The sequence below is a fragment of the Bradyrhizobium sp. WU425 genome (assembly GCF_021052305.1).
Classification (GTDB): domain Bacteria; phylum Pseudomonadota; class Alphaproteobacteria; order Rhizobiales; family Xanthobacteraceae; genus Bradyrhizobium; species Bradyrhizobium canariense_D.
In genome coordinates this window covers 4,181,723-4,194,055 of the sequence record NZ_CP088089.1, presented here as the reverse complement: position 1 = coordinate 4,194,055, position 12,333 = coordinate 4,181,723, and the positions used below count along the sequence as shown (strand labels likewise).

Genomic DNA, 12,333 nt, shown 5'->3' with positions numbered 1-12,333 from the left:
GCCATCAACCTGATCCACTGCCGATTGCCATGACCATGGGCGCCCTCGGGGTGGTCTATGGCGATATCGGCACCAGCCCCCTCTACGCCCTGAAGGAAGCCGCCAAGGCCGCCGCCCATGGCGGCACTTTGACGAACGATGCCGTTCTGGGCGTCGCCTCGCTGATCCTCTGGGCGCTGTTGCTGATCATCTCACTGAAATATGCGCTGTTGATTCTGCGTGCGGATAACCGCGGCGAAGGCGGCATCGTCGCGCTGCTGGCCTTGCTGCATGCCCGCAACGCTCAACCCGGTACCTGGCGCGCGCATTTGCTGGTCGTCGGCCTCGTCGGCGCCGCGCTACTGTACGGGGACGGCGCGATCACGCCGGCCATCTCCGTGCTCTCAGCCATCGAAGGTCTGAAGGTCGACGCACCCTCGCTCGCGCCGGCGGTTGTGCCCGTGACCGTCGTCATCCTGATCGGACTGTTCATGATGCAGAAGCAGGGCACCGGCTTCATCGGCCGCATCTTCGGACCGGTGATGCTGGCCTGGTTCTTCGTGCTGGCAGCGCTCGGCATCCACGGCATCGTCAAGGCGCCGGCGGTGCTGGCGGCGCTCAGCCCGCTCTATGCGTTCGACTTCCTGATCCATCAGGATTTTCATGTCTCCTTCGCGATCCTGGGGGCCGCCTTCCTCGCGGTGACCGGCGGCGAAGCCATGTACGCCGACATGGGGCATTTCGGCCGCCTGCCGATCCGGCTGGCCTGGTTCGCGATCTGCCTGCCTGCGCTCGTGCTGAACTATTTCGGCCAGGCCGCGCTGCTGATCACCGATCCCACCATGATCGAAAATCCGTTCTTCCAGCTCTGCCCTGACGCCCTGCATTATCCGCTGGTCGCGTTCTCGGCGGTCGCGACCGTGATCGCCTCGCAAGCCATCATCTCCGGCGTGTTCTCGTTGACGCAGCAGTCGATCCAGCTCGGCTTCCTGCCGCGCATGCAGATCCGTCACACCACGAGCGACGCGATCGGTCAGATCTACGTGCCGTTGGTGAACTGGCTGCTCGCCGCCGCAACGCTCGGCGCCGTGCTGAGTTTCGGCAGCTCGGAGGCGCTGGCCGGCGCCTACGGCATCGCGGTGTCGCTATTGATGGCGATCACCACGCTGCTCGCCGCCCTGGTCGCGATCCAGTGGGGCTATTCACCGTGGCTCGTGGTTGCCGTGAACGGCTTCTTCTTCGTGATCGATTTGATCTTCTTCTCGGCCAATTCGATCAAGCTGTTCGAGGGCGGCTGGTTTCCGCTGATGCTGGCGGGCTTCGTCGCCTTCCTGATGCTGACCTGGCGCAGCGGCGTGAAGCTCGTCGAAGCCGCACGCGCGAAGCTGCGCCAGCCCGAGGAGGATCTGATCGAGACCGCGGTCAACCAGTGCAGCGCCAGACTCCCCGGCACCGCCGTGTTCCTGGCCTCGGCGCCGCGCGGCGTGCCGCTGGCACTGACCCAGTTCGTCAAGCACAACCACGTGCTGCACGAGCGCATCGTCCTGGTCACCGTGCTGATCGAGGAGCTTCCTCACATCGCCGACGAAGACCGCATCGAGGTGATCGAGATCATTCCCGGCATTACCCGCGTCGTTCTGCATTACGGCTTCATGCAGAACCCGACGATTTACGAAGGGCTGACCTTCGCCTGCCGCCACGGCAAGCTGCCCGGCATCGATCTCTCCGACATCACCTATTACGTCGGCCGCGAGACCATCATCCCGCGCGAGGACGTGCCGGGCATGTGGGTCTGGCGCGAAACCGTGTTCGCCTTCCTGCAACGCAACGCCGAACGCTCCGCCGCGTTCTTCGGCGTACCGACCAAGCAGGTGGTGGAATTCGGCACGGAGCTGGAGATTTAGCTGGTCAGTGAAGTATCCGGATCGAGCACAACTCAATCCGGGACAGCCGTCCGAATGAAGAACCCGGATTTCGCTTGCGCTCCATCCGGGCTAGGGGGCGACGCATCACTCCCCGTTCGACTCCCCATTCGCCCCGTTTCCGCTCTCGGCCTCTTCCGTGATGTGCTCGACCGAGACGACGTGTTCGTCCTCCGCGGTGTCGAACACGATCACGCCCTGGGTCGAGCGGCCGGCGACGCGGATGCCTTCGACCGGGCAGCGGATCAGCTGGCCCTTGTCGGTAACCAGCATGATTTGATCAGCATCCTCCACGGGGAACGACGCTACGAGGTTGCCGTTGCGGTTGTTGACGCTCATGGCGACGATGCCTTTGCCGCCGCGGCCCGTGGTGCGGTACTCGTAGGACGACGTCCGCTTGCCGTAACCGTTGACGGACACGGTCAGCACGACCTGCTCCTGCGCTGACATCTCGACGTAACGCTCCTGGGCGAGTTGGAAGCTGCCGGAGGTCTCCTCGGCCTCGGCGTCCGCCGCCGGCTCCTCGGCCGCAGCTTCGCCGGCGACCGCACGACGCATCTTCAGGTACGCCGAGCGCTCGTCGGACGTCGTCTCGACGTGGCGCAGGATCGCCAGCGAGATCACCTTGTCGCCCTCGGCAAGCGCAATGCCGCGCACGCCCATCGAGGTGCGGCCGGTGAACACGCGCACGTCGGTCACGGGGAAGCGGATGCACTGGCCGCCGGCGCCGGTCAAAAGCACGTCGTCGTGCTCGGTGCAGATCTGCACGTCGACGATCGCTTCGTTGTCGTCGAGCTTCATCGCGATGATGCCGGAGCGGCGGACATCGACGAAGTCGGACAGCTTGTTGCGCCGGACGTTGCCGCCTGTCGTGGCGAACATCACGTCGAGATTGCCCCAGGTGGACTCGTCCTCCGGCAGCGGCATGATGGTGGTGATGCGCTCGCCCTGCTCCAGCGGCAGGATGTTGATCAGCGCCTTGCCGCGCGCATTCGGCGCGGCCATCGGCAGGCGCCAGACTTTGATCTTGTAGACCTGTCCGCGCGAGGAGAAGAACAGCATCGGAGTATGCGTGGACGCCACGAACAGCCGGCTGACAAAATCCTCATCGCGGGTCTGCATGCCGGCGCGGCCCTTGCCGCCGCGGCGCTGGGCCCGGTAGGCCGACAGCGGCACGCGCTTGACGTAGCCGGCGTGCGAGACGGTGACGACCATGTCCTCGCGCTGGATCAGGTCCTCGTCCTCGACCTCACCTTCCTGCTCGATGATGACGGTGCGGCGCGGGGTTGCGAACTCGGCCTTCACTTCGGCGAGCTCGGACTTGATGATGCCCAGCACGCGGTCGCGCGAGCGCAGGATGTCGAGATAGTCGGCGATCTCGCCGGCGAGCTTGTCGAGCTCCTCGCGGATTTCGTCGCGGCCGAGTGCGGTGAGGCGTTGCAGGCGCAGATCGAGAATGGCCCTCGCCTGCTCCATCGACAGCCGGATCGTGCCGTTCTCGCTGATGCGGTGGCGCGGATCGTCGATCAGCGTCAGCATGTCCTCGACGTCCCGGGCCGGCCAGTCGCGCGACATCAGGGTGTCGCGGGCGGTGGTCGGGTCGGGCGAGGTCCGGATGACGCGGATCATCTCGTCGATATTGGCGACTGCGATGGCGAGACCGACCAAAACATGGGCGCGATCTCGGGCCTTGGCGAGCAGGAACTTGGTGCGCCGCGTGACGACCCGCTCGCGGAAGTCGACGAAGATCGCCAGCAGGTCCTTCAGGTGCATGACCCGTGGACGGCCGCTGTCGAGCGCCACCATGTTGACGCCGAAGCTCGTCTGCAGCGGCGTGAACCTGTAGAGCTGATTGAGCACCACATCCGGCACGGCGTCGCGCTTCAATTCGATGACGACGCGGTAGCCGTCGCGATCGGATTCATCGCGCAGGTCGCCGATGCCCTCGATCTTCTTTTCCTTGACCAACTCGGCGATGCGCTCGACCATCGTCGCCTTGTTCACCTGGTAGGGAATCTCGGTGATGATGATCGCCTCGCGCTCCTTGCGGATGGTCTCGATCGCGACCTTGCCGCGCATCATGACCGAGCCGCGGCCGAGGTGATAGGCGGCGCGGATGCCCTGCCGTCCGAGGATGACGCCGCCGGTCGGGAAGTCGGGTCCCGGCACGATGTTGATGAGCTCGTCGATGGTGAGCGCGGGGTTGTCGATCAGCGCGACGCAGGCGTCGATGACCTCGCCGAGATTGTGCGGCGGGATGTTGGTCGCCATGCCGACCGCGATGCCGCCGGCGCCGTTGACGAGAAGGTTCGGGAACTTGGCTGGCAAGACCGACGGTTCGGTCTCGTTGTTGTCGTAGTTCGGCTGGAAGTCGACCGTGTCCTTGTCGATGTCGGCCAGCAGAGCCAGCGCCGCCTTCGTCAATCGGGCTTCGGTATAACGATAGGCAGCCGGGGGATCGCCGTCGACCGAGCCGAAATTGCCCTGGCCGTCGATCAGCGGCACGCGCATGGAGAAGTCCTGCGCCATCCGGACCATGGCGTCGTAGATCGACTGGTCGCCATGCGGATGATATTTACCGATGACGTCACCGACCACGCGGGCGGACTTGACGTACTTCTTGTCCGGCGTGTGCCCCTGCTCGTTCATCGAGTACAGGATGCGGCGATGCACCGGCTTCAGGCCATCGCGGGCGTCAGGCAGCGCCCGCGCCACGATCACGCTCATGGCGTAGTCGAGATAGGACTTCTTCATCTCCTCGAAGATGGAGACGGGGCGAATATCCGAGGGTTGCGCCGGCTGGTCGCCGGGCTTGTCGTCGTCGTCAGCCAAGGGGAAATCCGGTGAGGTTTTATCTGGGAATCATATAGCGCATCGAGCCTCTGATAACCACCCTCGCGGCGTTCTGGGAAGCGCTTTTTCCGCCTATTTTTCCAACAACTTAAGCCCTTGCGAGCGGTGTCTCGGACAGCACTCGCATCGGCCTTGCAAAATCGCCGCTCACGCGTGGAAAGCCGCGCGGTGAGCTTGCCGCGTCGGCGCGTTTGCCAAGCCGCAATCCGAGCTCACCCCAAACATGAAGCGGGCCCGGAAATGCCGAGCCCGTCCTGTCGATTAGTGGGATGTTCTGACATGAGATGAGAAGCGCCGCCCATCCGGCCGGGCGTCCGCATCAGGCGCCGCGTTCTTGGAGCGGAATCGCTCAGAACGGGATATCGTCGTCCATGTCGCTGTTGCGGCCACCGCCGCCGGCGGCAACAGGGCGCCGCGGCGCGCTGCTGACCGGACCGGAGGAGCCGAAATCGCCGCCCGGCTCGTCGCCGAAGCTGCCGCCTCCGCCACCGCCGCTACGACCGTCCAGCATCGTCAAGGTCGAGTTGAACCCCTGCAGCACGACTTCGGTCGAGTACTTTTCGACACCGCTCTGGTCGGTCCATTTGCGGGTCTGGAGCGCACCCTCGACGTAAATCTTGGCGCCCTTCTTCAGATACTGTTCGGCGACCTTGCAGAGCCCTTCATTAAAGATCACGACGCGGTGCCACTCGGTCTTTTCCTTGCGCTCGCCAGTCGCCTTGTCGCGCCACGTCTCCGAGGTCGCGACGCTCAGATTGGCGATCGGCCGCCCGTCCTGGGTGCGGCGGATTTCAGGATCCTTGCCGAGATTTCCAACCAGAATGACCTTGTTGACGCTTCCCGCCATCTCCGCTCTCCGCTCCGAATGCCACTGAATTCAAGAAGGCCGGTCCGCTCCCGCGTTCCGCCGTGCCTGTTGAGGCGACCCTATACGCTCGCCGAACACTTGCGGACGACGATCAGGCCGTCACCCTTCCGGTTATCCCCACATATAGCATCGACCTCCGGTTCGTTCCAGATTTGTTCTTGGCGAAGACAGATCTGAAGGCGTGGGATCGATCGGCCAAATGTGTTGCGGAAAGGCACACGTCGATTGGAACCTTTGTAGGTTCCCAAAAATGGAAGAAAGAACTTAACATTCAGCAAGTTATGGGTACTCGCACTGCCCCGGTATTGTTGCATTTGGGAGACGGACTCTGCCGCTCCGTAGAGCTACGGTTGCCTCGGACTTAGTTCATATGGGCCCTCGCGCCTGATCAGCCGCTTCGGGGACATAAGAAGCGGACGAAACCTGGGGAGACTGGCAATGAATAAGCTTCTTATTTGTACAATCGGTGCAGTGGCGATGGGCTTGTCGGCTCCCGCAAGCGCGGCGGACATGGCCGCGCGTCCCTACACCAAAGCCCCGCCGCCGGCGGTTGCCGCCATCTACGACTGGAGCGGCTTCTACATCGGCATCAACGGCGGCGGTGGCTCCAGCCACAAGTGCTGGGACTTCGTCACGCCCGCGACCGGCGTTCTCGTCGGCGAAGGCTGTCACAATGCAACAGGGGGCACCGTCGGCGGCCAGATCGGCTATCGCTGGCAGTCCGCCAATTGGGTGTTCGGTCTGGAAGGCCAGGGCAACTGGGCTGATTTCCGGGGCGACAACGTGAGCACCCTCTTCCCTGGTACCGCTTTGGTGACGGGTGATCGCAACCGTTCCCGCATCGACGCTTTCGGTCTCATCACCGGTCAGGTCGGTTACGCCTGGAACAACGTGCTGCTTTACGTGAAGGGCGGCGCCGCCGTCGTCGGTGACAAGTACGACATCTACGCTGCTGCGGGTACGCCCGGCGCGGGCGCGCTGTTGGCTTCGGCCCGGGAGACTCGCTGGGGTGGCACGGTCGGGGCCGGTCTGGAATTCGGCTTCGCCCCGAACTGGTCGCTGGGCTTTGAGTACGACCACATCTTCCTTGGCGATCGCACGATCGGCTTCACAACGCCCGCGGGTGCGGTATTCGGCAGCGACCGGATTCGCCAGGACGTAGACATGGGCCTGGTGCGCTTGAACTATCGCTGGGGCGGTCCGGCCATCGCAAGGTACTGATCGCGCTGGACATATCGCACTTCGAAGGCCGGCCTTGCGCCGGCCTTTTGCTGTGCAGTCCTCCGATATTAATCGGTCAATAACCGTTCCGTTTTCCGACCGTTGTTGCTTTTGAGTGACACAACTTGCGGCTTCACTGGTGTAAGTACGGCATCAGTTGGGCAAGTGAGTCCGATGCCCTCCCTATCGTGGAAGGCACAATCAGAAACTGGGACTGGGATTAGTTGAAAATGAAAAAGGTTTTGTTGGCTTCGGCCTGTTTGTTCGCTCTCGCCGCCCCGGCTTCGGCCGCTGATCTCGCGGCGCGCCCCTACACCAAGGCCCCGGTGGCCATGGCTTCGGTCTACAACTGGACCGGCTTCTACCTCGGTATCGTCGGTGGCGGCGCTTGGGAAAATTCCTCGACCGACCCGAAGATGAAGGGCGGCTTCGTCGGCGGTACTGCCGGCTACAACTGGCAGACCGGCAATGTCGTGCTCGGCGTCGAGGCCGATGGTTCCTGGGCTGATGTCAGCGCGTCGGTCACCGGCCCCGTTGCCGTCCCCGGCTTCGGCCTCGTCAGCACCACCCTCAGCTCCAAAACCGATGCGATGGGAACCGTGCGCGGCCGCATCGGCTACGCCGTCAACAACGTCCTGTTCTACGGCACCGGTGGTTACGCCTGGATCGACAACAAGCTCAGCGTCAGCGCGCTCGGCGTGACCGTTTCCGACAGCAAGTGGCACTCCGGCTGGACCGTCGGTGCGGGCGTCGAAGCGTTCTTCGCTCCGCAGTGGTCGGTCAAGGGCGAGTACCTCTTTCGCAGCCTCGGCGGCGAGACCTACTTCTCGGGCGCCCTGCCCTCCGGCACGCTCGAGTTTCACACCGTGCAGGTCGGCGTGAACTATCACTTCGGGGGCCCGGTGGTCGCCAAGTACTGAGTTCAGTACTTAGCCCCAACGCCATCCGCGTTACGAAAGGCCGGCCTTGTGCCGGCCTTTTTGTTTTGTCGGGCACGTTGCCGCGCAGTTCCACCCTGCTCCTGCCAGATGCCGCCAGTGCGCCAACAATCCGTTGACGATTCGCAAGTCCCACTGGAAATCCGTCTCCGTTCTTCCTACGTTCGCTGACAACCCCATCGGCGCCGATCCCGGTTCCGGGCGAAGCGCGCCTTTTTCGTTGGCGCGATCGCGCGCCTTTGGGATTCCTTGAGGGCAACCCGGATGGATGAAGTGATCAAGGCGAAGCGCCAACAGCAGAACGTGGGATCAAACCTGCGCGCAATTACCATCCGTGGCGCGCGCGAGCACAATCTCAAGAACGTCGATGTCGAGATTCCCCGCGACAAGCTGGTGGTGTTCACGGGGCTGTCGGGCTCCGGCAAATCCTCGCTCGCGTTCGACACCATCTACGCCGAAGGCCAGCGCCGCTACGTCGAATCGCTGTCTGCCTACGCCCGCCAGTTCCTGGAGATGATGCAGAAGCCCGACGTCGACCAGATCGACGGCCTGTCGCCGGCGATCTCGATCGAGCAGAAGACGACGTCGAAGAACCCGCGCTCCACCGTCGGCACGGTGACCGAAATCTACGATTACATGCGCCTGCTGTGGGCGCGCGTCGGCGTGCCCTATTCGCCCGCCACCGGCCTGCCGATCGAGAGCCAGATCGTCTCGCAGATGGTCGATCGCGTGCTGGCGCTGCCCGAGGGCTCGCGCCTCTATCTGCTCGCGCCGGTCGTGCGCGGCCGCAAGGGCGAGTACCGCAAAGAGCTTGCCGAATGGCTCAAGAAGGGCTTTCAGCGCGTCAAGATCGACGGCGCCTTCCACGAGCTCGCCGAAGCCCCTGTTCTCGACAAGAAATTCCCGCACGACATCGACGTCGTCGTCGATCGCATCGTGGTGCGCCCCGACATCGGCCAGCGCCTCGCCGAAAGTTTCGAGACCGCGCTGAAACTTGCCGAGGGCCTCGCCGTCATCGAATTCGCGGATGCGCCGGCTGCGGCAGCACCCGCGGAAGAGAGGAAGAAGACCGCAAAGATCCACGACAAGAGCGGACCCGAGCGCATGCTGTTCTCGGAAAAGTTCGCCTGCCCGGTGTCCGGCTTCACCATCCCCGAGATCGAGCCCCGGCTGTTCTCGTTCAACAACCCCTATGGCGCCTGTCCTGCGTGCGGCGGCCTCGGCGTCGAGCAGCATGTCGACGAAGACCTCGTCATTCCCGACAAGGAGCTCGCCATTGGCAAGGGCGCAATCGCGCCCTGGGCCAAATCCTCGTCGCCCTATTACATTCAGACGCTGACTGCGCTCGGCAAGCACTACAAGTTCACGCTGACCACCAAATGGAAGGATCTGCCCAAGAAGACGCAGAACGCGATCCTCCATGGCTCCGGCGAGGACGAGATCAAGTTCTCCTACGAGGACGGCGTCCGCTCCTACGACACCAAGAAGCCGTTCGAGGGCGTCATCACCAACATCAACCGCCGCTATCGCGAGACCGAGAGCGAGTGGGCGCGTGAGGAGCTGGCGAAGTACTTCCACGACGTGCCCTGCGAGGCGTGCCACGGCTTTCGGCTGAAGCCCGAGGCGCTTTGCGTCAAGATCGGCGGCAAGCATATCGGCGACATCTCCGAGATGTCGGTGAAGGGCGCCGGCGCGTGGTTCGAGACCGTGCCGGAGGCGCTGAACACCCAGCAGAACGAGATCGCCGGCCGCATCCTCAAGGAGATCCGCGAGCGCCTCACCTTCCTGCTCGACGTCGGCCTCAACTACCTCACGCTCTCCCGCTCCTCCGGCACGCTCTCCGGCGGCGAAAGCCAGCGCATCCGGCTGGCTTCGCAGATCGGCTCGGGGCTAACAGGCGTGCTCTACGTGCTCGACGAGCCCTCGATCGGCTTGCACCAGCGCGACAACGCGCGCCTGCTCGACACGCTCAAGAGACTTCGTGACCTCGGCAACACCGTGATCGTGGTCGAGCACGACGAGGACGCGATCCTGCTCGCCGACCACGTGCTCGACATCGGCCCCGGCGCCGGCATGCATGGCGGCAACATCATCGCCGAAGGCACGCCCGCCGAGATCATGCGCAACCCCAACTCGCTGACGGGCAAATATCTCACCGGCGAGCTCGAGGTCGAGGTGCCCGAGCGGCGCCCGCCGAACCATCGCCGCACCATCAAGGTGGTCAACGCGCGCGGCAATAACCTCAAGAACGTTACGGCCGAAATTCCGCTCGGCCTGTTCACCTGCGTCACCGGCGTCTCCGGCGGCGGCAAATCGACGCTGCTGATCGACACGCTCTACAAGGCGATCGCCCGCAAGCTGAACAATGCCAGCGAAGGCGCCGCGCCGCACGACCGCATCGAGGGCCTCGAGCACATCGACAAGATCATCGACATCGACCAGTCGCCGATCGGTCGCACGCCGCGCTCCAACCCCGCGACCTATACCGGTGCCTTCACGCCGATCCGCGAATGGTTCGCCGGCCTGCCCGAGTCGAAAGCGCGCGGCTACGAGCCCGGCCGGTTCTCCTTCAACGTCAAGGGCGGCCGCTGCGAGGCCTGCCAGGGCGACGGCGTCATCAAGATCGAGATGCACTTCTTGCCCGACGTCTACGTCACCTGCGACGTCTGCAAGGGCAAGCGCTACAACCGCGAGACGCTGGAGGTCCTATTCAAGGGCAAGAGCATCGCCGACGTGCTCGACATGACCGTCGAGGAAGCGGCCGAGTTCTTCAAGGCGGTCCCACGTGTACGCGAGACGTTCCAGACGCTGCATCGCGTCGGCCTCGACTACATCCATGTCGGCCAGCAGGCCACGACGCTCTCGGGCGGCGAAGCCCAGCGCGTCAAGCTCGCAAAAGAGCTGTCAAAGCGCGCCACCGGCCGCACGCTCTACATCCTGGACGAGCCGACCACCGGGTTGCATTTCCACGACGTCAAGAAGCTGTTGGAGGTGCTGCACGAGCTGGTCGCGCAGGGCAACACGGTCGTCGTCATCGAGCACAATCTCGAAGTGATCAAGACCGCCGACTGGGTCATCGACCTCGGCCCCGAAGGCGGCGATGGCGGCGGCGAGATCGTCGCCTGGGGCCCGCCAGAGGACATCGCAAAAGCGCCGCGGAGCTATACGGGGAAGTTCCTGGCGCCGGTGCTGGCGAAGGCTCGGAAGCCGAAGCGGAGACGCGCGGCGAGCGAGGCGGCCGAGTAGGTTACGCCGCGGGAGCGGCCGACACATTGTCTGAGGGAGACTGAGTTTGCCTGCCGGACTTGTGCAAACCTATCGTGCGTTCGCCCACAATAATGCTTGGGCAAACCACCGGCTGCTCACCGCTTGCGCGGCGCTGTCTCAGGCCGACTTCGAAGCCGAGCGGACCGGCTTCTTTCCGAGCCTGCAACGCACGCTGAACCACATCCATGTCATCGACCTCTTCTATGTCGATGCACTGGAGGGCGGATGGTTGGGACCGGCAGCTTGGAAGAACGACGTGCCGCACCTTTCCCTTGCTGCGCTGAAGCCTGCGCAAGCCGCGATCGACAAGCGCTTGATCGCCATGTGCGATGCACTGACGCCCGAGATTCTCAACGGCATTGTGCGGATCAACCGCGACACGCGGGTCCAGGCCGAACGCCGCGACCGACTGCTCATGCATCTGTTCCAGCATCAAATTCATCACCGCGGACAAGCGCACGCCATGCTGTCCGAAACGAGCGTCGCGCCGCCTCAGCTTGACGAGTTCTTCGCCGAGGGAGAGGCGCCGCTCAGGGCCACCGAATTCGACCAACTCGGATGGACCGAGGAAACCGTGTGGAAAGCCTAGCGGTGTAGCTTCGTCTCCATGCCCTACTCCCTCGCCATCTTTGATCTCGACGGCACGCTGGCCGACAGCTTTCCGTGGTTCCTGCGCACCATCAACGACGTCGCCGATCGCTTCGGCTTCCGCCGCGTCGCGGACGAGGATATCGAGGGGCTGCGGCATGCTTCTTCGCGGGAGATTCTGAGCCGGCTCGAGGTGCCGCTGTGGAAGCTGCCGGCGATCGCGCGGCATGCGCGGCGACTGAAGGCGGAGGCTGCAGCGGAGATTTCGCTGTTTGCGGGGGTCGAGACAATGCTGCGGACGCTGGCGGAGAGTGGCGTGCAGCTCGCGATGGTGACGTCGGACAGCGAAGCCAATGCGCGCGAGAAGCTCGGCGATTGCGCGACGCTGTTCGCCCATTTCGATTGCGCGGCCTCGCTTTTCGGCAAGCCCGCGAAGTTCCGACGGGTCATCCGCCGCGCCGGCGTGGAGCCGGGCAAGGTCATCTCGATCGGCGACGAAGTGCGCGACATCGAGGCGGCGCGGACAGTGGGAATTGCCTGCGGAGCGGTGGGCTGGGGTTATGCGGCGCCGGCGGCGCTGCGGGCGATGGTGCCGGATCACATGTTTGATCAGATGGATGAGATTGTATGGACGCTGTGCCCCGGTGCCGTAGCCCGGATGAGCGAAGCGATATCCGGGAACGCCGGTGGATGAGGA

8 protein-coding genes are annotated in these 12,333 nt (G+C 64.0%); 6 read left to right on the top strand and 2 right to left on the bottom strand.

Annotation, left to right across the window (positions count from 1 at the left end; all coding sequences use genetic code 11):
- Window positions 1-29: 29 nt before the first annotated feature.
- Entirely contained in the window at window positions 30-1,883 is a 1,854-nt protein-coding gene (locus tag BcanWU425_RS20350) for a potassium transporter Kup (RefSeq protein ID WP_085353166.1), read from the top strand.
- A 105-nt stretch (window positions 1,884-1,988) separates the two neighbouring features.
- On the opposite strand, the gene gyrA is transcribed toward BcanWU425_RS20350, so the two are convergent.
- Window positions 1,989-4,733 carry a DNA gyrase subunit A gene (gene gyrA, locus BcanWU425_RS20345; RefSeq protein WP_085353167.1) on the bottom strand — a complete coding sequence of 915 codons (2,745 nt, stop codon included), beginning with the start codon at window positions 4,731-4,733 and terminating at the stop codon, window positions 1,989-1,991.
- A gap of 370 nt (window positions 4,734-5,103) precedes the next feature.
- On the bottom strand, window positions 5,104-5,601 hold the full coding sequence (locus tag BcanWU425_RS20340; RefSeq protein WP_007590726.1) for a single-stranded DNA-binding protein: 498 nt from the start codon (window positions 5,599-5,601) through the stop codon (window positions 5,104-5,106).
- Window positions 5,602-6,060: 459 nt separating this feature from the next.
- Between BcanWU425_RS20340 and BcanWU425_RS20335 the strand changes: the two genes are divergently transcribed.
- From BcanWU425_RS20335 to BcanWU425_RS20315, 5 genes are all read left to right on the top strand, one after another.
- Window positions 6,061-6,843: an outer membrane protein gene (locus BcanWU425_RS20335; RefSeq protein ID WP_204511275.1), complete on the top strand. Its 783-nt coding sequence runs from the start codon at window positions 6,061-6,063 to the stop codon at window positions 6,841-6,843.
- Between the two features lie 230 nt (window positions 6,844-7,073).
- Window positions 7,074-7,763, top strand: coding sequence for an outer membrane protein (locus BcanWU425_RS20330; protein ID WP_018457996.1), 690 nt, complete (start codon window positions 7,074-7,076; stop codon window positions 7,761-7,763).
- A gap of 282 nt (window positions 7,764-8,045) precedes the next feature.
- The gene (uvrA, locus tag BcanWU425_RS20325; protein WP_204511276.1) at window positions 8,046-11,027 is read left to right on the top strand and encodes an excinuclease ABC subunit UvrA; all 2,982 of its coding nucleotides are present in this window, start codon (window positions 8,046-8,048) and stop codon (window positions 11,025-11,027) included.
- Between the two features lie 46 nt (window positions 11,028-11,073).
- Window positions 11,074-11,637, top strand: coding sequence for a DinB family protein (locus BcanWU425_RS20320; protein WP_026233478.1), 564 nt, complete (start codon window positions 11,074-11,076; stop codon window positions 11,635-11,637).
- A gap of 18 nt (window positions 11,638-11,655) precedes the next feature.
- Window positions 11,656-12,330 (top strand): HAD family hydrolase, encoded by a 675-nt coding sequence (locus tag BcanWU425_RS20315; protein WP_018457999.1) that lies wholly within the window; start codon window positions 11,656-11,658, stop codon window positions 12,328-12,330.
- Window positions 12,331-12,333: the final 3 nt, after the last annotated feature.

Bases quoted from the DNA above. Each gene is read 5' to 3' on its own strand.
- uvrA (WP_204511276.1), top strand. From the start codon at position 8,046: ATGGATGAAGTGATCAAGGCGAAGCGCCAACAGCAGAACGTGGGATCA.
- BcanWU425_RS20350 (WP_085353166.1), top strand. From the start codon at position 30: ATGACCATGGGCGCCCTCGGGGTGGTCTATGGCGATATCGGCACCAGC.
- BcanWU425_RS20315 (WP_018457999.1), top strand. From the start codon at position 11,656: ATGCCCTACTCCCTCGCCATCTTTGATCTCGACGGCACGCTGGCCGAC.
- BcanWU425_RS20330 (WP_018457996.1), top strand. From the start codon at position 7,074: ATGAAAAAGGTTTTGTTGGCTTCGGCCTGTTTGTTCGCTCTCGCCGCC.
- BcanWU425_RS20340 (WP_007590726.1), bottom strand. From the start codon at position 5,601: ATGGCGGGAAGCGTCAACAAGGTCATTCTGGTTGGAAATCTCGGCAAG.
- BcanWU425_RS20335 (WP_204511275.1), top strand. From the start codon at position 6,061: ATGAATAAGCTTCTTATTTGTACAATCGGTGCAGTGGCGATGGGCTTG.